At 62.1% G+C, this 18,635-nt stretch carries 14 protein-coding genes and 11 tRNA genes; 4 read left to right on the top strand and 21 right to left on the bottom strand.

The genetic code is table 11. From position 1 onward, the window contains the following. Positions 1-147 precede the first annotated feature (147 nt). From V3B25_RS21745 to V3B25_RS21665, 17 genes are all read right to left on the bottom strand, one after another. Entirely contained in the window at positions 148-2,103 is a 1,956-nt protein-coding gene (locus tag V3B25_RS21745) for a peptidyl-prolyl cis-trans isomerase (RefSeq protein ID WP_049420981.1), read from the bottom strand. Positions 2,104-2,285: 182 nt separating this feature from the next. Further along, positions 2,286-2,362: transfer RNA gene (locus tag V3B25_RS21740), tRNA-Asp, on the bottom strand. Positions 2,363-2,468: 106 nt separating this feature from the next. Next, positions 2,469-2,545 (bottom strand) — tRNA-Asp (locus V3B25_RS21735). 87 nt (positions 2,546-2,632) lie between these two features. Beyond that, positions 2,633-2,709 (bottom strand) — tRNA-Asp (locus V3B25_RS21730). Between the two features lie 85 nt (positions 2,710-2,794). Continuing rightward, positions 2,795-2,871: transfer RNA gene (locus tag V3B25_RS21725), tRNA-Asp, on the bottom strand. Positions 2,872-2,897: 26 nt separating this feature from the next. Next, positions 2,898-2,972 (bottom strand) — tRNA-Val (locus V3B25_RS21720). An 11-nt stretch (positions 2,973-2,983) separates the two neighbouring features. Next, positions 2,984-3,256: an HU family DNA-binding protein gene (locus tag V3B25_RS21715; RefSeq protein WP_004146343.1), complete on the bottom strand. Its 273-nt coding sequence runs from the start codon at positions 3,254-3,256 to the stop codon at positions 2,984-2,986. Between the two features lie 217 nt (positions 3,257-3,473). Continuing rightward, positions 3,474-5,924, bottom strand: a complete 2,451-nt coding sequence (gene lon, locus V3B25_RS21710) for an endopeptidase La (protein WP_049422624.1) — start codon at positions 5,922-5,924, stop codon at positions 3,474-3,476. Between the two features lie 142 nt (positions 5,925-6,066). Further along, complete coding sequence (gene clpX / locus V3B25_RS21705) at positions 6,067-7,356, bottom strand: ATP-dependent Clp protease ATP-binding subunit ClpX (protein ID WP_004154600.1); 1,290 nt, start codon at positions 7,354-7,356, stop codon at positions 6,067-6,069. A 126-nt stretch (positions 7,357-7,482) separates the two neighbouring features. Further along, positions 7,483-8,109 carry an ATP-dependent Clp endopeptidase proteolytic subunit ClpP gene (gene clpP, locus V3B25_RS21700; RefSeq protein WP_004146318.1) on the bottom strand — a complete coding sequence of 209 codons (627 nt, stop codon included), beginning with the start codon at positions 8,107-8,109 and terminating at the stop codon, positions 7,483-7,485. Positions 8,110-8,185: 76 nt separating this feature from the next. Further along, positions 8,186-9,481: a trigger factor gene (gene tig / locus V3B25_RS21695; protein ID WP_049400909.1), complete on the bottom strand. Its 1,296-nt coding sequence runs from the start codon at positions 9,479-9,481 to the stop codon at positions 8,186-8,188. Positions 9,482-9,670: 189 nt separating this feature from the next. Continuing rightward, positions 9,671-9,755 (bottom strand) — tRNA-Leu (locus V3B25_RS21690). A 139-nt stretch (positions 9,756-9,894) separates the two neighbouring features. Continuing rightward, on the bottom strand, positions 9,895-10,260 hold the full coding sequence (locus V3B25_RS21685) for a hypothetical protein (RefSeq protein ID WP_049422623.1): 366 nt from the start codon (positions 10,258-10,260) through the stop codon (positions 9,895-9,897). 441 nt (positions 10,261-10,701) lie between these two features. Continuing rightward, positions 10,702-10,777 (bottom strand) — tRNA-Lys (locus V3B25_RS21680). A 198-nt stretch (positions 10,778-10,975) separates the two neighbouring features. Then, positions 10,976-11,051 (bottom strand) — tRNA-Lys (locus tag V3B25_RS21675). A 79-nt stretch (positions 11,052-11,130) separates the two neighbouring features. Beyond that, positions 11,131-11,207: transfer RNA gene (locus tag V3B25_RS21670), tRNA-His, on the bottom strand. 168 nt (positions 11,208-11,375) lie between these two features. Continuing rightward, entirely contained in the window at positions 11,376-11,600 is a 225-nt protein-coding gene (locus V3B25_RS21665; protein ID WP_049422622.1) for a hypothetical protein, read from the bottom strand. 435 nt (positions 11,601-12,035) lie between these two features. On the opposite strand from V3B25_RS21665, the gene V3B25_RS21660 reads away from it, so the two are divergent. The 3 genes from V3B25_RS21660 to V3B25_RS21650 all read left to right on the top strand — a co-directional run bounded on the left by V3B25_RS21660 (position 12,036) and on the right by V3B25_RS21650 (position 14,953). Next, complete coding sequence (locus V3B25_RS21660) at positions 12,036-12,956, top strand: hypothetical protein (protein WP_049422621.1); 921 nt, start codon at positions 12,036-12,038, stop codon at positions 12,954-12,956. Positions 12,957-12,965: 9 nt separating this feature from the next. Next, positions 12,966-13,460: a hypothetical protein gene (locus tag V3B25_RS21655; RefSeq protein WP_329811531.1), complete on the top strand. Its 495-nt coding sequence runs from the start codon at positions 12,966-12,968 to the stop codon at positions 13,458-13,460. Between the two features lie 305 nt (positions 13,461-13,765). Beyond that, complete coding sequence (locus tag V3B25_RS21650) at positions 13,766-14,953, top strand: integrase (RefSeq protein ID WP_329811530.1); 1,188 nt, start codon at positions 13,766-13,768, stop codon at positions 14,951-14,953. Between the two features lie 240 nt (positions 14,954-15,193). Here the strand turns inward: V3B25_RS21650 and V3B25_RS21645 are convergent, their stop codons facing one another. From V3B25_RS21645 to V3B25_RS21630, 4 genes are all read right to left on the bottom strand, one after another. After that, positions 15,194-16,453, bottom strand: coding sequence for a hypothetical protein (locus V3B25_RS21645; RefSeq protein WP_329811529.1), 1,260 nt, complete (start codon positions 16,451-16,453; stop codon positions 15,194-15,196). Positions 16,454-16,497: 44 nt separating this feature from the next. Then, positions 16,498-16,944 (bottom strand): type II toxin-antitoxin system YafO family toxin, encoded by a 447-nt coding sequence (locus V3B25_RS21640; RefSeq protein ID WP_329811528.1) that lies wholly within the window; start codon positions 16,942-16,944, stop codon positions 16,498-16,500. A 374-nt stretch (positions 16,945-17,318) separates the two neighbouring features. Next, positions 17,319-17,395 (bottom strand) — tRNA-Arg (locus tag V3B25_RS21635). A gap of 39 nt (positions 17,396-17,434) precedes the next feature. Continuing rightward, positions 17,435-17,511, bottom strand: a tRNA-Pro gene (locus V3B25_RS21630). Positions 17,512-17,691: 180 nt separating this feature from the next. Between V3B25_RS21630 and V3B25_RS21625 the strand changes: the two genes are divergently transcribed. Beyond that, the gene (locus tag V3B25_RS21625) at positions 17,692-18,450 is read left to right on the top strand and encodes a Bax inhibitor-1/YccA family protein (protein WP_049400915.1); all 759 of its coding nucleotides are present in this window, start codon (positions 17,692-17,694) and stop codon (positions 18,448-18,450) included. The last annotated feature ends 185 nt before the right edge of the window (positions 18,451-18,635 follow it).

Here is an 18,635-nt window from a genome sequence, read left to right as displayed (position 1 = left end):
GCGGGCGCACGCGAGTCCGTCCTGGTCGGCCGGGCTCTCGCCCGGCCCCCCCCCCCCCCCCCCCCCCCCCCCTCGACTCTACGCGCCCACACCCACAAAAAAGGCCCGGCAATGCCGGGCCTTCTTCTATCCTGCCCGCCGCGAGGCTTACAGGTTCTCTTCGGTGGTCTGGATCACGAACTTCCTGCGCATCGCCTCGACGTAGGCCTTGGCTGCGGCCATGCCGTCGATCTGGCTCAGCTGATCCTTGAGCTGCTTCTGCTGCTCGGCGGTCACTTCCTTGATGTCGCCCGGGTTGACCTTGTTCACTGCGAACAGCAGCGCGTGGCCGTTGACGTCGACCTTGCCGTAGCTCGGCTTGCCTTCCGCCGGCACCGGCGCACTGAAGATCGCGCGGTTGATTTCCGGGGTCGGCACCGGCTGGCTGCGCGGCAGGCCCGGCATCGGGCTCAACTGCAGCTTCTCGCTGGCGGCCAGCGACTGCAGGGTGGCACCGGCCTTCAGCTTGGCCAGCACGGCGTCGGCGGCCTTGTCGCTGGCCTGGCGCTGGCGGTCGGCGCGGATCGCGGCGATCACCTGTTCACGCGCCTTGTCCAGCGGCGTTGCCTGTTCCGGGGTGTGCGCGGCCACGCGGATGACCACACTGTGGTTGGTCGCGCCGCCCAGCGCAATCGGGTCGCTGGCGGTCCCGTCCTGCACCAGCACGTCGGAGAAGGCGGCACGCAGCACGCCCGGGTCAGCGGCGATGCCACTGGCGGTGGCACGGGTGATCGGGCCCAGCGTCTGCAGCGGCAGGTTCACTTCCTTGGCCGCGGCAGCCAGATCGCTCGGGCTCTTGTTGATGGCGTCGACCAGACGGCCGGCCAGTTCGTTGAAGCCACGCTCGCCGTCGGCCTTCAGCTGCTCGGCAGCCAGCGTGTCACGCACTTCCTCGAAGGACTTGCCCTGGCCGCCACGCACCGCGGCGACCTTGATGACGTGGTAGCCGAAGTCGGTCTTGACCGGGCCGATCACGTCACCCGCCTTGGCGGCGAACAGGGCGTCTTCGAATGGCTTGACCATCGCGCCACGCTCGACCCAGCCCAGATCACCGCCCTGGTCCTTCGAACCCGGGTCTTCCGAATTGGCCTTGGCCAGTGCAGCGAAGTCGGCACCCGCCGCCTTGGCTTCGGTGGCGATCTTGTTCGCCTTGGCTTCGGCACCGTCACCGGTGATCAGGATGTGCGCGGCCTGGCGCTGTTCCGGCGAAGTGAACTTCGCCTTCTCGTCCTCATAGCGCTTGCGCAGGGTCGCTTCGTCGGCCGCGGTCGGTGCCGGCAGGTTGGCGCCATTGATCTCGACGTATTCCAGCGACACGCTTTCGGCCTGGCGGAAATCCTTGCCGTGGCTGTCGTACCACTGCTTGATCTGCTCATCGGTGACCGGCGCGGTATCGGCCGGAACCTCCGGCAGCGCGGCCAGTTCGACGTCGCGGGTCTCACCCAGCAGCTTCAGCAGGCGCTCGGTCTCGGCCTGGGTGACGAAGCCCGAATTCTGCAGGCCCGACGGGATCACCGACTGCTGCAGGCTCTCGCGCACCAGCTCCTGGAACTGCGTGGGGGTACGCGGCGGATTGCCACCGGCCAAGGCCAGGCGGTAGTTGTTCTCGTTGAACTTGCCGTTCGAATCGAGGAAGGCCGGGATGGTGGCGATGTACTCGCGCACCGCGCCATCGCCGATCACAACACCGGCCTGCTCGCCCACCAGGCGCACGACCTGCTCGTCGATCAGCTGATCGAGCACGGCCATCTTGTTTTCAGTGCTTTCGAACGCGCGCGGGTCGAAGTTCTCGCCCTGCTGCTGGCGCTCACGCATGCGCTCCTGCTCGAAGCGGGTGCGGAAATCCTGCGCGCTGATCTCGTGGTGCTGCCACAGCATGCGCACCGGCCACCACGACGGTGCCGAACGCCACCAGGTCGGAGGCGCGGAAACCTTGGCCACGTTCTGTGCGCCAACGCCACCCAGGTAGCTGTTGTCGATCACGAACAGGAACGGAATCATCAGCAGCCCCAGGATCACGGTGACGATCCAGCCTGAGGTCTTGTCGCGGAGTTTCTGCAGCATGGTGAGGAATCACAAGGCCTGATTGGCGAGCCCGGCAGTGTAACCCGCTTCGTCGCAGGGACCAAAAGCAGCGGCGGCGCGGCCTGCGCCGATCTCCGCGGACCTGTGCCGTCAGCACCTCGGCAGGCCTGCCGCAGGGCACAAAGAAAAAGCCCCCGGCTTGCGCCGAGGGCTTTTGAAGTTGGCGGAGCGGACGGGACTCGAACCCGCGACCTCCGGCGTGACAGGCCAGCATTCTAACCAGCTGAACTACCGCTCCGCGCTGAAACTTTGCAGGCGCCCAGTATATCCGAAGACTCCCTGGAAACCCAGCCCGATGAACACTTTTTTCAAAGTTTTTTCACAGGGACTTAAGAATTCTGCAATGGCGGAGCGGACGGGACTCGAACCCGCGACCTCCGGCGTGACAGGCCAGCATTCTAACCAGCTGAACTACCGCTCCGTTCTTGCAAAAACCTTTTCGCCTTCCTTCCGAACCTGTCGGTGAGAAGACAAGGCCCCCAGCTTTAGGCCGGGGGCCTTGATGTAGTGGCGGAGCGGACGGGACTCGAACCCGCGACCTCCGGCGTGACAGGCCAGCATTCTAACCAGCTGAACTACCGCTCCGCATTGTTGCTATTTCCTGTTTTCCCACCGGCCTGGACCGGGGAGAAAACAAAGCCTCCAGCTTTTGGCCGGAGGCCTCGTTGAATGGCGGAGCGGACGGGACTCGAACCCGCGACCTCCGGCGTGACAGGCCAGCATTCTAACCAGCTGAACTACCGCTCCACACTCAAACTTTTACCGCGGTGCTGTGGTGGGTGCTGAGGGTTTCGAACCCCCGACCCTCTCCGTGTAAAGGAGACGCTCTACCGCTGAGCTAAGCACCCCAGCGAGCCGCTTAGTTTACAGCATCCTTCAGGGCCTTACCAGCCTTGAACGACGGATTCTTCGAAGCAGCGATCTTGATGGTGTCGCCGGTCTTCGGGTTGCGGCCGGTGCGGGCAGCACGGTCGCGGACCTGGAAGGTACCGAAGCCAACCAGGGTGACCGCATCGCCGTCCTTCAGCGCCTTGGTGACGGCAGCAACGACGGCATCGACAGCGCGGCTGGACTCGGCCTTGGTCAGGTCGGCAGCTTCAGCAACGGCATCGATCAATTCGGTCTTGTTCATTCTCTACAACTCCTTTGGCGGTGGGTTCCGCTTATTCGACAGGGAAGCAACCGCACGCCTTCTGCATGCGGCCGCCATGTGGAAACGGTTCGCCGATTCAGTCATCGCTGACAGCGATCACTCATTCGCGAGTGCTGCTTTTATACCAGTGGCCCTACCCCCACGCAAGCTGGAAAGCCAGCAACGACGCGGGTTTCGGGCCATCGGACAGCGCGCGTCAATGCTTGACGCGCGCGCTTCCACTCGGTTTGGCCTTGCTGCGCACCGTGACACGCTGCGCACTCTTGCGCGCCTTCTTCGGTGCCAGCGGGCGCTCCAGCGCCAGGTCCAGGACTTCTTCGATGTACTTCACCGGCACGATCTCCAGATCGCGGGTGACGTTGGCCGGAATGTCTGCAAGGTCCTTGCGGTTCTCTTCCGGAATGATGACCGTGCGGATACCACCGCGCAGTGCGGCCAGCAGTTTCTCCTTCAAGCCACCGATGGCGGTGACACGACCACGCAGGGTGATCTCACCGGTCATCGCCACGTCGGCACGCACCGGCACCTTGGTCAGCATCGACACCAGCGAGGTGACCATTGCCGCACCGGCACTCGGTCCGTCCTTCGGCGTGGCACCATCGGGCACGTGCAGGTGCACGTCGTGCTTCTGCAGGAAGTCGCTGTCGATGCCAAAGCCCACGGCGCGCGAACGCACCACCGACAACGCCGCCGACGCCGATTCCTTCATCACGTTGCCGAGCTGGCCGGTCAGGATCAGCTGGCCCTTGCCCGGCACCAGCGTCGATTCGATCTGCAGCAGATCGCCACCGACTTCGGTCCAGGCCAGGCCGGTGACCAGGCCGATCTCGTTCTCTTCCTCGGCGCGGCCGAAATCGAAGCGACGCACACCCAGGTACTTGTCCAGGTTCTTGCTGGACACGCTCACCAGCGCCTTGGACTTCTTCGCCCCCTTCTTCGCCTTCACCGGCTGCGGGCCGGCCAGCGCGATCTCCTTCACCACCTTGCGGCAGATCTTGGCGATTTCGCGTTCCAGGTTGCGCACGCCCGATTCGCGCGTGTAGTAGCGCACGATGTCCTGGATCGCATCACTGCCGATCTCCAGTTCTTCCGGCTGCAGGCCGTTGGCCTTGATCTGCTTCGGCACCAGGTAGCGGGTGGCGATGTTGAGCTTCTCATCCTCGGTGTAGCCGGGGATGCGGATCACTTCCATGCGGTCCAGCAGCGGGCCCGGAATGTTGAGCGAGTTCGAGGTGGCCACGAACATCACTTCGGACAGGTCCAGGTCCACTTCCAGGTAGTGGTCGTTGAACGCGTTGTTCTGCTCCGGATCGAGCACTTCCAGCAGCGCCGACGACGGATCGCCACGGAAGTCCATCGACATCTTGTCGATCTCGTCGAGCACGAACAGCGGGTTCTTGCTGCCGACCTTGTTGAGGTTCTGCACGATGCGGCCCGGCATCGATCCGACGTAGGTACGACGGTGGCCACGGATCTCGGCCTCGTCGCGTACGCCGCCCAGCGACATGCGCACGAACTTGCGGTTGGTGGCCTTGGCGATGGACTGGCCGAGCGAGGTCTTGCCCACGCCCGGCGGCCCGACCAGGCACAGGATCGGGCCCTTCATCTGCTTCACGCGCGACTGCACCGCCAGGTACTCAAGGATGCGTTCCTTGACCTTCTCCAGGCCGTAGTGGTCGGCGTCGAGGGTGTCCTGTGCGGCCTTCAGGTCCTTGCGCACCTTGCTGCGCTTCTTCCACGGCACGCCCAGCAACCACTCCAGGTAGTTGCGCACGACCGCCGCTTCGGCCGACATCGGCGACATCTGCTTGAGCTTGTTCAGTTCATTGCGTGCCTTGGCTTCAACCGCCTTCGGCATGCCGGCTTCGGCGATCTTGCGGGCCAGCTCTTCCAGCTCGCCTGGTGCGTCATCCAGGTCACCCAGTTCCTTCTGGATGGCCTTCATCTGTTCGTTGAGGTAGTACTCGCGCTGGCTCTTCTCCATCTGCGACTTCACGCGGCCGCGGATGCGCTTTTCCATCTGCTGCACGTCGATCTCGCCATCGACCAGGCCGACCAGCATCTCCAGGCGGTCACCGACGGCCAGCGTTTCCAGCAGGCGCTGCTTGTCGGCCAGGCGCACGCTGATGTGCGCGGCGATGGTGTCGGCCAGGCGGGCCGGCTCATCGATGCCCGACAACGTCTGCAGCAGCTCCGGCGGCAGCTTGCGATTGGTCTTCACGTACTGCTCGAACAGCGACATCAGCGAGCGGGCGATCGCCTCCACCTCGCGTGCTTCGCGCTCGTCGGTGGCGTCGATCTCCACGGCCTGGCCGTGCAGCGAGCCGTTACGCTCATCGACGTGGGTGACCTGCACGCGCGACAGGCCTTCGACCAGCACCTTGATGGTGCCGTCGGGCAGCTTCAGCAGCTGCAGCACCTGCGCCAGCGTACCGACCTGGTAGAGGTCGGCCGCATGCGGGTCGTCGGTCTCGGCCGACTTCTGCGCCAGCAGCAGGATGCGCTTGTCCGCTTCCATTGCCTGTTCGAGCGCGTGCATGGACTTGTCACGGCCGACGAACAGCGGGATGACCATGTGCGGGAACACCACTACGTCGCGCAGCGGCAGGACCGGCAGGTCGAGGGTTTCACTTGGGGAACGGGCCATGGGGGCTCCAGGGAAGGGGAAAACCGCCTCCGGGAGGGCATCTTCCGGAGACAAAAAAAGCCGATGGCCCCGTTATGGGGCCATCGGCTTTCAGATGCAAGGCATTCCTTGAAAATCCTTTCCAATCAACAACCTGGAAGGATCACTCGGCGCCTGCGGCCTTCTGTTCAGGGGCCGCCGGGGTCTGGTAGATCAGGTACGGCTCGGACTTGTGCTCGATCACCGACTCGTCCACCACCACCTTGCTGACGTTTTCCTGCGACGGCAGGTCGTACATGGTGTCCAGCAGCACCGATTCGACGATGGTGCGCAGGCCACGGGCACCGGTCTTGCGCTTGAGCGCCTTCCTGGCGATGGCCGACAACGCGTCCGGACGGAACTCCAGCTCGACGTTCTCCATCTCGAACAGCTTTTTGAACTGCTTGGTGATGGCGTTCTTCGGCTCGGTCAGGATCTTGATCAGGGCCGGCTCGTCCAACTCCTCCAGGGTCGCCACCACCGGCAGGCGGCCGACGAACTCCGGAATCAGGCCGAACTTGATCAGGTCTTCCGGCTCGACTTCGGCCAGCACCTTGCCCACTTCCTGCTTGCGCTCGCTGCTCTTCACCTTGGCGCCGAAGCCGATGCTGCCGACGTCGGTGGAACGGGCCTGGATCACCTTGTCCAGCCCGGCGAACGCGCCGCCGCAGATGAACAGGATGTTCTTGGTGTCCACCTGCAGGAATTCCTGCTGCGGGTGCTTGCGGCCGCCCTGCGGCGGAACGCTGGCCACGGTGCCTTCGATCAGCTTCAGCAGGGCCTGCTGCACGCCTTCGCCGGACACATCGCGGGTGATCGACGGGTTCTCGCTCTTGCGCGAGATCTTGTCGATTTCATCGATGTAGACGATGCCCTGCTGTGCCTTCTCGACGTCGTAGTCGCACTTCTGCAGCAGCTTCTGGATGATGTTCTCCACGTCCTCGCCCACGTAACCGGCTTCGGTCAGCGTGGTGGCGTCGGCCATGGTGAACGGCACGTTGAGCAGGCGGGCCAGGGTCTCGGCCAGCAGCGTCTTGCCCGAGCCGGTCGGACCGACCAGCAGGATGTTCGACTTCGCCAGTTCGACGTCGTCGTTCTTCTGCCGGCTCTCGATGCGCTTGTAGTGGTTGTACACGGCCACGGCCAGCGTGCGCTTGGCGCGGTTCTGGCCGATCACGTACTGGTCGAGGACCTCGAGGATCTCGCGCGGCTTGGGCAGCGAACTGCGCGCCGACTGCGCCTTTTCCTCAAGTTCCTCACGGATGATGTCGTTGCACAGCTCCACGCACTCATCGCAGATGAATACGCTCGGACCCGCAATCAGCTTGCGCACTTCATGCTGGCTCTTGCCGCAGAAAGAGCAGTAGAGGATCTTGCCGGTGTCCGTGGAACGACCTTGGCGGTCTTCGCTCATGCTTCGCTTACCCAGTTACCCCACCCGCTGAACGGGGGTTCGATTCGAGAATAGCACAGGGCCGAGGGGACACCAGTCCCGCCCGACCCTGCAGGAACGGGGCCTCCCTGGCCCCGTGATGGCCGGTCAGCCGGCCTGGATCGACTCGTCCGGACGACGCTCCAGGACCTGGTCGACCAGACCATAGGCCTGCGCCTCGAAGGCGCTCTTGAAGTTGTCGCGCTCGGTGTCGCGGGCGATCGTCTCCAGCGACTGGCCGGTGTGCTTGGCCAGCACCTCGTTCAGGCGCGAACGCAGGGTCAGGATCTCACGCGCGTGGATGTCGATGTCGGTGGCCTGGCCCTGGTAGCCACCCAGTGGCTGGTGGATCATCACGCGCGAGTTCGGCAGCGCATAGCGCTTGCCAGCTTCGCCCGCGGCCAGCAGCAGGGCGCCCATCGAGGCGGCCTGGCCGATGCAGGTGGTGCTCACATTCGGCTTGATGTACTGCATGGTGTCGTAGATCGCCATGCCGGCGGTGACCACGCCACCCGGCGAGTTGATGTAGATGTTGATGTCCTTTTCCGGGTTCTCCGACTCCAGGAACAGCAACTGCGCCACCACCACGTTGGCCATGTGATCGTCGATCGGGCCCACGAGGAAGATCAGGCGCTCCTTCAACAGGCGCGAATAGATGTCGTAGGCACGCTCGCCGCGGCTGGTCTGCTCGACCACCATCGGAACCAGGTTCAGGGCTTTGGTTCGGTTGTCCATTACGTGAGGTACCTATCTTGGGGGGCAACAACCCCGCGCCGGCAAAGGCGCGGGGCATCCGGTGATCCGCCCGGGCTTACTGGCGGATCGCGTCCTGGAACGACAGCTTCTCTTCGGTGTGCTGGGCACGCTCGGCGATCCAGTCGATCACCTGCTCTTCCATCACACGGTTCTGCAGGCCAGACATCAGCTGGGGGTCGTTGCGGTACATCTCAATGACCTGTTCCGGCTCTTCGTAGGTCGAAGCGATCAGACGCATCGTTTCGTTCAGGCGCTTGGCTTCCAGGCGCAGGTCGTTGATGCGGGCCACTTCACCGACCAGCAGGCCGACCAGCACGCGCTTGGCGGCCGCTTCCTTGAAGCCTTCGTGGGCATCGGCCGGGATCTCGCCGACGTTCTGGCCGTTGCGGCGGATCTGCTCGACCTGCTGGGCCAGCATGGCGCGGGCTTCGTTCTCGACCAGGCGCGGCGGCATTTCCACCGACGAGTAAGCGGCGATCAGCTGCTCGCCCACTTCGCGGCGCAGGCGGTTCATCAGAGCGCCCTTCAGCTCGCGCTCCAGGTTGGCGCGGATGTCGCTGCGGAACTGCTCGACGTCGCCGCCCTTCACGCCGAAGCTCTTGATGAAGGCTTCGTCGACCGCCGGCACGACCGGCTCGGACACTTCGGCAACCTTGACGGTCACCTGCACGGTCTTGCCGGCCAGCACCGGCACGCGCCAGTCAGCCGGGAACTCGACGTCCAGGGTCTTTTCTTCGCCCTTGGCCAGGCCGACCAGGCCCTTTTCGATGGTGTCGAACATCATGCCCTGGCCGAGCACGATCGAACCCTTCTCGGTGCCCTCGGCCGGCAGGCGCTCTTCGCCGGCCTGCGACCAGGTTTCCACCGCGACCAGGTCACCGTCCTGCGCGCCACGGCTGACCGGGGCCCAGGTACGACGCTGGTTCTGCAGGTTTTCGATCATCTGGTCGATGTCGGCGTCGGTGATCTCGGCGCTGTGGCGCACGACGGTCAGCTTGCTGACGTCGATGTCGCCGAAGTCCGGCACCACTTCCACGGTGGCCACGAAGGAGAATTCACCCTCGTCGCCCTTGTCGATGCGCGGGCTGCCGACGATGCGCAGGTCGTGCTCACGCACGGCGGCATCGAAGGTTTCGCGCAGCAGGCCGTCCAGCGCCTCGCCACGGACCTGCGCGCCGAAGCGCTGCTCGATCACCTTGGCCGGCACCTTGCCCGGACGGAAACCCTTGATGCGGGTGGTACGGGCGATTTCGCCCAGGCGGCCGACGATGTGGCTCTGCAGACGCTCTTCCGGCAGCGAGAAGCTCAGGCGGCGTTCCAGATTGCCGGTGGATTCGATCGAAGCTTGCATGTTGACTCCTGCCACCGGTGGCCCACGCCCCCGGCTCGATGATTGGGATGAAACGGTTGTAAGGACACGACGTCTGGGACGCGCCTGCTTGCCGCAGCCCTTTAGTTTCGCCCAATTCGGCCTGCACTGCCAGCGCGTGCCGGTCAAGGGGGCGCAGATGGCCCGATCAGGGCGGGGACAGGCCGGCACTGGTGCGAAAGGGGGGACTCGAACCCCCACGCCTTGCGGCACTGGAACCTAAATCCAGGGCGTCTACCAATTCCGCCACTTTCGCGTGGCCGGCTCAGGCGTTCATTGTCGCAGGCGGGGGCTGGAAGCGGAAGGCCTGCACAAAACTGAATCTGCAGCGATGCGCGCGGCCCCTGCATCGCTGCCGCCCCGGCGGGCGCACCACCCGCCAGGACGACTGCGGCTTACTGCTGCGGTACAGCGCGGGCCGGTGCCATGCCTGCATGTTCGGCGGGCGCCTCCCCCTTGCGGATCTCCACGCCCCCGTCATCGGTGCGCCGCAGAGCCACCGACTCCGGCATGGCCTTGCGCACATCCACCGAACCGTCCGCATTGCGCTGCACATCCACCGCGTCAGGCAGGACCTCCGCTTCCGCAGGCTGAGCCGGCTGCATCGGCATGGCGTCACCCACCGGGCGCGCCGGAGTGCTCTCCGTGCCCGCATCGCGTTCGACGGTCTTCGCGGGATCATTGGCCGGCGCGCAGGCAGCCAGCGCCATCAACGCGAGGGGAACCCACAGCGTGCGGTGCAATCGATTGACATCAGCCATCAACATCTTCCTTCGTGCATGCGCCATCGGCGCGGAAGATCCATTGGGTGCGATGCGGGACGCGATGCGGTGAGAAGCAGCGCACAGCATTGAAAACACTGATGACGCGCATGCCCCTGATTTCAGCATCGCTTCAGTAGATTCACGCCATGCGCCGTTTCAGCAGATCCACACCATGCACGGATGAAGCGCAACCCGGCGTGCAGGCAAGAAAAAAGCCACTTGGCGAACCAAGTGGGAAGCTGCCGCGCATTCGCGCCGCAGCCCCAGCTTTGCGCGGCAAACCGCGGGCCCCACTTCATCAGCCCCCACATCCCCGCGGCTTTGCCGCGCCCCCTTGACTCAAGGGGGCTCCACACCAGCCAGCGCACAGACATCCGCACGCCCAACCCGGCGTGCAGGCAAGAAAAAAGCCACTTGGCGAACCAAGTGGCTTTCGTCTGGTGGGCTGTCAAGGATTCGAACCTTGGACCTATTGATTAAGAGTCAACTGCTCTACCAACTGAGCTAACAGCCCGAAATCGGGGCGCGAATTATGACCCGATCCGCTCGGTGGGTGCAAGCACTTTTTTCAACATCGTTGAAACCAGCACTGCGGTCCCGCTGCGTTGCAGATCCACGGCCAGGCGGGGCTCTGCAACCCGTGATCCATCAGAACGATGGGAGTCACACTTATAAGAAAAAAGCCACCTGGGATACCAGGTGGCTTCTGTCTTGGTGGGCCGTCAAGGATTCGAACCTTGGACCTATTGATTAAGAGTCAACTGCTCTACCAACTGAGCTAACGGCCCGTGAAACTCAGACGCACATTGTAGCGTGCTTTCTGTTTATTGCAATACCGTTTCGGCTGCGCCGATGCGGTTGAATCAGTGGGGTGGCTGAGGGGATTCGAACCCCCGACCACCGGAATCACAATCCGGTACTCTAACCAACTGAGCTACAGCCACCACTGAAACTTTCGCTCCACCGCCGATGAGGCTGACGCTGGACCTTGATGCTTTGCTAGCGGGTGGAACCAGAAGTCCGTCCCCCGAAGCGAGTCCGGCATTTTCCGGGAGTCGCGAAGGAATTGCAAGCACTTCTTCACATTGATGTGCAGGGGCCGGAACAGGAGATCAATGCTGCTCCGCCGAGGTCACGCGCGCGATGTCCGCATGCCCATCCAGGAATGACAGCGTGGCCTCCCCTTTCGGCGTGACCTGCAGCTGCAGGCGTGGCTGGCCCGCTCCGTCGAGCAACTGAAACATCACGTTGCGCGACTGCGTCCTGCCAAGAAGCACTCGACGGGTAATCGCTTGCACACCCTGCGCGTGCAAGCGCTCATCGTCGGCCCAGAACATCGGTCGCAACTGTCCATCGGCGACATCGTTTCGATCACATCGAACGACGTGTTGCGTTCGGCCGTCACCCCCATCAGCAGGCCAGCAAACGCCCGCAAGGCGACACCGCCGCGGCAGAAGGTAAGCCGCCGTTGGCGCCTGCGCCGCCGATGTACTTCGACCAGCACCTGCTTCACCTCACCCACGCCGTTCGAATCTGCATCCATCCCGGGCTAGAGAAGGCGCGTGCCGCACGCACCGGATGTCAGGCGCTGGCGAACAACCCGTCCGTCGTCGGGCACGCCCCGAGAGCATGAACGTTTAGTGAACAAGTCGTGAATGAATCTCAAATAGGGATGGGGGAGATCCATTCATACAACGTTAGCTGCAGGACATGGAACGCAGGGCGCGCGTTTGCAACCATGCCGGTTCCTGCAATGAAGGTGAGATCAATAGATGAGCAAGCGGCTAATCGGATTCGTCGCGCTGGCAGCCGTGCTGGCAGTGGCAGCCGTTGCAATGTCCGGCCACCGGCAGCAGGCGACTGCGGATGCCACGGCAGAGGAATCCGGGAAGAGTGGCAGCCTCGATGAACGGCCTGACCAGGGAAGGCAGCTTCCGGCGTCAGGTGCGGCGGCCGCGCAAAGGCTTGAGCGGGACAACAAGATCCCGCCGGGCTCGTACAAGGCCGTGGGACCCAAGGCCTACGAAATCGTAAGAGGCAATGAGTTCCGGCCTCCCGGTGACGCGCTTGCCCACGTCAAGCAACTGATGCTGCGCTCCGAATCCGGAGATGCCACGGCAACCTACGAAATCTATCGAACCATCGAGCAATGCCAGACCTTCATCTCGGATCGCGCTGACAAGCTGGCGGATTCGGCCACCACGGTCGGGGCCGGCAACTGGTTCCTGGAGCGGTCGGAACGAATCCTCAAAGAGTGTGAGTCGCTGGCTCTGGATCAGGACATCTATCACGCCGATTGGCTTTCAAAGGCCGCCGCCATGGGCTCGCAGGAAGCAATGCGCGCCTACTCGCGATCGCCGGAGAAAGTCATCGGTTCGCTTGATGACGCAATCCGTGATCCCGCGGCGCTCGAGGCGTGGAAGGACACCGCCACCGGATATCTGCGCGAGCTGGAATCACAAGGGAACGTCAATGTCATCAGCGACATGGCGATGGCCTACACCTATGGCGGCATCGTTCCTGCGGATCCCGTTGCGGCCCTGGCGTACACCCGCGTCCTCAACCGGCTGGACCCACGTTTTGCCACCACCGATGACATTGCCAACCATGAGAAAAACCTGAGCAGCCAAGAGAAAGAGAAAGCCCGCATTTCATCGAACGAAATCTTCAAGAACTGTTGCATCCCACGATAAGGACCTATTGTGAAAGCTAGACTGATTGGGATTATCCCTTCGCTTGGTAGAAACTCCATTCCCGCCATTGCAGGCGTGCTGCTGTTCATGGCGGCCGGGAGCCTTCAAGCGAAAAAGCTTCCTGGCGTCATCAACTGCACCGCCGGATGCACGCTGACAACCCCGTATCCCGATCCGGTGACCAACCAGCAGCTTTCCCAAGAGGTCAAGAATCTCAATGCCGGCCGGACCACGGTCTGGACAGCCCAGACGCGCGTCCAGACCGGCGATGTCCTGACCGTCTGCAACGGTATTTCCTGCGTCAACTACACGTGGCGAGGTGCAGGTTTCGACTCCGGCGAAGTGATTTCGACCGTCCTCCCGCCCAACTCCCGCGGTGGTGGCGGCGGTGGTGGTGGTGGCGGCGGTGGTGGTGGCGGCGGCAGCGGCCCGATCAGCGGCGGCTGCCACGGCAACTGCGGCGGTGGCGGCAAGGTGCGGGTGGGCGAACTGGAACAGATGTGATCCATCCGGGGTGCACTCGACCAGAGTGCACCCATCGCGACATGGAAAAGGCCAGCGCATAGCGCTGGCCTTTTTTCGTTGCCGGGCGCATTGCCCCATCCCAGGCGGCGCTGCTCAAGCACCTGCGGAGTGAGCCGATCGTCGCCAGATGCCGGTCAACCGCAACAGGAATGACATCACGTCGTGCGACTGCACCCCATCTGGACCACCACGACGGCATTGAACGAGGCACTGGGCCTCACAGCACCCGCCAGCAATGGCGACACCCATTCGACTGAATTGCTCTAACGGAAACAACAGAGAACATGGCACGCCCTCGCAAGGTTCCTTCGAACCTCCCCAAGCACATCGACTACGGCAAGGTGCCCCAAGGCGTCTACTGGGACGGGACCGGCCGTGGACGGTGGTATGTGCGCGACGCGCATCCGGAGGGGCATGGAACGAAGTGCAAGACCGTGGCCGGCCCGGCAGCACGTCTATCGGATCTGCACGCGATCGCAGAAGCTCGCGGGGGCGAGGCGCAAAGGGGTACCGTCGCCTACGTCATCGACCAACACGCGAAGAGCCTCGCGTTCTCCCAGCTTGGCACCACCACTCAGCAGCACTATCGCGACTACGCGAAGGCAATCAAGGTGTTCCCACAGAAGAACGGGAGCAAACTCGGTGACGCCGTGGTGGACCGCCTGCCTCCAGGGCTCATCCGCCGACTGATCGACATCATTGCCCAAGGCCAGCCAGGCATAAAGCCAGGCGATGCAGCCATTCCCAGCTACCCGACCAAGGCGAACCACTGGCTCGCTTACCTGCGTCGAGTCTTTGGCTGGGCGCGTGAGCACGACCATGTAACGACCAACCCCGCCGCCGGCATCAAGAACGTCAAGGAGAGGCGCGACCATCGCATGCCGGAGCGCAACGTCTTCCGTCGGGTCCAGGACTACGCACGCAGCTGCAGCGATCCTGGCGCGCGCGAGAAAGGAGCGCCGCCGGTCTACCTATGGGCCGCCATGGAACTCGCCTACCAGGCACGCCTGCGCGGCATCGAAGTCCGCACGCTCACCGATCACCACGTGGAAGGTGAGGCTCTGCAGACCAACGGCCGCAAAGGCAGCCGCGACAACCCGGTGCGCAAGAACGAGCAGACCGAAGTCGCGATTAGGGTTCTGCAAGATCGCCGTGCCGCAATCTGGGCCAAACGCGGCATCACTCAGCTCCATGCGCCGCTGTCGCCCAAGATGCGACCTCTGTTCGTCAGCGAGGACGGAGAAATGCTCACAGCCCACGGCTGGCACACCGCCTGGGGACGCTTCATGCGCAACGCTGTGCGTGACGGCATCATCCAGGAGGATGAGCGCTTTGCGCTGCACGGCCTGAAGCATCGAGGCGTGACTGACACCAAGGGCGACAAGAAGCTAGCGAGTGGTCATAAGACAGACGCCATGATGCACGTATACGACCACTCCCTGCCGATTGTCTCCGAATCCAACTCAAAGTGAGCGCCACTAAGCACTACAAAGGCGAGAGCCGAGTCCCACTACTTGCGCTTTACTTGAGATGATTTTCTCAATAGTCCATTTATGGCTTCACCAAGACCACCAGACTCCCTAGATTGACGCTCGCTGAGGGGCAACGGGATGCCCAAACGCGTACTGATCTCCGTGAGAGAGTAAAACCTATCAGCGTCCGCCGAGGCGGCTTGCGGTTTTTTTACTCTCTTGGACGGTGAACTCGCCACCTTATTCACCCAATTCTCTGAGGTAGTTTTTGTGGAACATCACATTGAGTTCGGGAGGGAAATAGTGCTTGCGCTTAACCCAAACCAAGCCATCTCCTTTTGAGATCACGCAGACATCAATGGGCCCGCCTACAGTTTCCAGATCTCCAGTCACGCGGCGCTTAAAAGCAGTCAAATTAACGAGTGATTCCGCCATTGCCGCAAGCTCGTCTTTGGGAAGAGCCATTACCATCCCCATGACCGGATTGACGTGCTCATCCCTCCGATGATCGTCCATGCCCTTCATGAAGCCTTGGCGCAGTTCCTTGCCAAGCTCCGCCAAGGACCGCTCAACGTTCGCACCCTCCACGTTAAGACCTTGCATAAGGGCAGCGGGCAACGCGTCGAAAAGACGATGTAGGCTGGTCTCTACGAAGTCTCGAATTGACGGGTTCATTCCTTCCATGAACGTGGCCACCATCTCCCCTTGCGCGAAGGGAATGATCGAAGCGGGGACAGTGCCAGGGGAAATGCTCTGACACCTATCGTCCTTCACCTTGTATCTGACATAGCCCCTGACAGCGCCGTCGAACTCCAGTGTTAGAACAGTGGGGTAGATTTCCGACTCTCCGTAGCCCGCGAGCACAACCCCTGACGACTCAGGCGGAAACATGTCACGCTTCAATGCATCTTTCAGAATTCGCCTCAGAAGTACACGAACTTTGGGGAACACCTCACCAAATACGTGGGGACCCAGCAACTCAACAGCCTCATCCACCACTGGCGCGAGGCGGCGCTGGACCTCCTTCGAAGGATTCAGCGAATTCCACTCTTTGAGATTCTTCTCAGTGGATTTCAGGAACGCGACGAAGATATCTTCGATCTCGCTCTGCGAAAGCCCAGCATGGCTCGAGCCTTGGAGCGCCGTGTTGACCTCCTTCATGCACTGCGACGCCAAATGCTCTGCGAGCTCGTAGCACCTACTACGGAGCCACATTTCATCGCCAGCCTTATTAAAGAGAACTTCGCTGTCCTCAATGAACTTCACAAAATTCTTAGCGTACTCATCAAGAGTCGCGAAGGTCGTCGCCGCCAAGGATCGGCGATACTCCTTGATCACGATTTCCCACGGTACATTTGACAGCGCGGCATTGCCAAAGATCATTACTGCGACTGGTGCGATCTTCGACAAAGCAAAGAGCTTCATCGCCGAGTTGTAAATTTTCTGCGACCCAACGGTAACAGCGCTATCCGCAGCAAGAGCCACGCCCGAACAGTTCATAACTGCAACTTCCGCTGTCACTGAACTTCCCCCTGAAGAAAAAGCTAATCCAAACTTCCATCAAACAGGAAGTTCTCGGCCACGACGGCCATACCCTCCATCGCCTTCCTCGACGTCGGGTCGCGCATTTGCGCGATCTTATGGGCATTAGGCTCGTCGAGTATAAGTATCAGCCCGTGGTTACCACGCTTGTCGCTGACGTAAACCAAGTGCCGGTCACTCACCTTCCTCCCTTTACGCCGGAAGACGTTAAACCAACGCTTGCGCGCGACCGTATCGGCTAGAGGGACAATGTGCACGTGACGGAGCCCGTACCGCTCGCCGTTTACCTCAGGCGAGCAGTAGGCACCGTCTTTTCCAAAGAGCTTATGCTCGAACTCGTGCTTGGGCCAGCCGTGCTTCCAGCTCTCGAACTGGTTGGCAAAAGACACTGGGTCAATTCCGTACTCGGCCAACTGAGCCAGGAGCGCATTCGATAGGGTTACGGCCATCCGTGCCCGTCCAGCTTAGTTAGCGGCGTTTCGCTTTCACCGAGCCAAACAAGTCGGCCACACGTGCTGCAGTGAAGGAGCTAGACTTCTTACTGTACAAGGCGGCCGCAATGGCCTCAGCACTGGCAGCCAGCACCTTGGGCTCGGACACAGCATCCTGCTTGACCGCTCTGAAAGCCCCTGCAACTTCCATTTTTTGTCCCCTGTTCATGGTTTGACACCTAGCTACTTGACACGTGCCATAGTAGCTCCACCGCGCGTGTAAACCGCGCAATGGTAGCTTACCGCCGAGTCAATTTGCGACAGGGTTCAAGAAATTTTCAGGATAATTTTCGGGAGCGAAGCCAAGAATCACTCTAACCCATTGATTTCAATGGCGCGCCCGACAGGAATCGAACCTGTAACCGCCGGCTTAGAAGGCCGGTGCTCTATCCAGTTGAGCTACGGGCGCCCGAACCGGAACGGTGTCCAATCCGACGTGATGTGGGATTGGTCGGGGTAGAGGGATTCGAACCCCCGACATCCTGCTCCCAAAGCAGGCGCGCTACCAGACTGCGCTATACCCCGGTCTTGCAATCCCCTCGAGTCAGGCCCGGGGAGTTGGTCATTGTCGCCAAGCGCATTGGGAACTGTCAACGCAGGATGCGTAGATCCGGCGCCTGCCACAACGCCGAAAGCAGTCATCGGCTATGCTCACGCCCATCGGCCGGATGGCCGTCCTGACCCTCATTCGCACGGAGAACGCGTATGCGCAGCGGCAACCCGGCTCTTTCCGAGTCCACCTTCCTCGACCTCGCCAGTGGCTCGGTGGTGACCAGCCCCGACCAGGCCATGACCCTCAACGGCACCGTCAACAAGACCGGTTTCCTGCTGCTGTTGACCGTACTGACGGCCGCTTTCGCCTGGAACCAGACCATCGATGACTACGGCCAGGTCATGGCTGGAGCCAAGCTGTATGCCATGGGCGGCGCCATTGGCGGCCTGGTGCTGGCGCTCATCACCGTCTTCAAGAAGGAATGGTCGCCGGTCACCGCACCGATGTATGCGCTGGTGGAAGGCCTGTTCCTGGGCGCCATCTCGGCCGTGTTCAACGCCAAGTTCCCGGGCATCGTGTTCCAGGCGGTGCTACTGACCTTTGGCACCCTGTTCGCGCTGCTGTTCGCGTACCGCAGCGGCCTGATCAAGGCCACCGAGAACTTCAAGATGGGCGTGGTCGCCGCCACTGGCGGCATCGCCCTGCTCTACCTCGCGTCATTCGTGCTGGGCTTCTTCAACATCGACGTGCCGGTGATCCACGACTCCAGCTGGCTGGGCATTGCTTTCAGCCTGTTCGTGGTGGTCGTGGCCGCGCTGAATCTGGTGCTGGATTTCGACTTCATCGAAACCGGTGTCGCCCAGCGTGCACCGAAGTACATGGAGTGGTATGGCGCATTCGGCCTGATGGTGACCCTGGTCTGGCTGTACGTTGAATTCCTGCGCCTGCTGTCGAAGATCCAGCAGCGCTGAGCCGAAACATGCCGTAGACGACAAAGGGCGCCCTTCGTGGCGCCCTTTTTCGTTCTTCTGACCCGTCCTGAATTGGGTTGACACCTTTTCCCTCTGGAAAAGGAATGTTCAATGAAATCAACAATCAGGCGCAGTCAGCGGGATTACTCGCTGGCCTTCAAGTTGTCCGTGGTCGATCAGGTCGA

The sequence above is a fragment of the Stenotrophomonas sp. SMYL8 genome (assembly GCF_036320065.1).
GTDB lineage: Bacteria > Pseudomonadota > Gammaproteobacteria > Xanthomonadales > Xanthomonadaceae > Stenotrophomonas > Stenotrophomonas maltophilia_A.
Note: the sequence above shows the minus strand (reverse complement) of the source record. Positions and strands in the feature narration are given on the sequence as shown.

Excerpts from the sequence above, each read along its gene's own strand:
- V3B25_RS21745 (WP_049420981.1), bottom strand. The coding sequence starts at position 2,103 with ATGCTGCAGAAACTCCGCGACAAGACCTCAGGCTGGATCGTCACCGTG.
- V3B25_RS21660 (WP_049422621.1), top strand. The coding sequence starts at position 12,036 with ATGAGCAAGCGGCTAATCGGATTCGTCGCGCTGGCAGCCGTGCTGGCA.
- V3B25_RS21625 (WP_049400915.1), top strand. The coding sequence starts at position 17,692 with ATGCGCAGCGGCAACCCGGCTCTTTCCGAGTCCACCTTCCTCGACCTC.
- clpP (WP_004146318.1), bottom strand. The coding sequence starts at position 8,109 with ATGGACAACCGAACCAAAGCCCTGAACCTGGTTCCGATGGTGGTCGAG.
- clpX (WP_004154600.1), bottom strand. The coding sequence starts at position 7,356 with ATGAGCGAAGACCGCCAAGGTCGTTCCACGGACACCGGCAAGATCCTC.
- V3B25_RS21665 (WP_049422622.1), bottom strand. The coding sequence starts at position 11,600 with ATGTTCTGGGCCGACGATGAGCGCTTGCACGCGCAGGGTGTGCAAGCG.
- lon (WP_049422624.1), bottom strand. The coding sequence starts at position 5,924 with ATGGCCCGTTCCCCAAGTGAAACCCTCGACCTGCCGGTCCTGCCGCTG.
- V3B25_RS21650 (WP_329811530.1), top strand. The coding sequence starts at position 13,766 with ATGGCACGCCCTCGCAAGGTTCCTTCGAACCTCCCCAAGCACATCGAC.
- V3B25_RS21645 (WP_329811529.1), bottom strand. The coding sequence starts at position 16,453 with ATGAACTGTTCGGGCGTGGCTCTTGCTGCGGATAGCGCTGTTACCGTT.
- V3B25_RS21640 (WP_329811528.1), bottom strand. The coding sequence starts at position 16,944 with ATGGCCGTAACCCTATCGAATGCGCTCCTGGCTCAGTTGGCCGAGTAC.
- V3B25_RS21685 (WP_049422623.1), bottom strand. The coding sequence starts at position 10,260 with ATGGCTGATGTCAATCGATTGCACCGCACGCTGTGGGTTCCCCTCGCG.
- V3B25_RS21715 (WP_004146343.1), bottom strand. The coding sequence starts at position 3,256 with ATGAACAAGACCGAATTGATCGATGCCGTTGCTGAAGCTGCCGACCTG.
- tig (WP_049400909.1), bottom strand. The coding sequence starts at position 9,481 with ATGCAAGCTTCGATCGAATCCACCGGCAATCTGGAACGCCGCCTGAGC.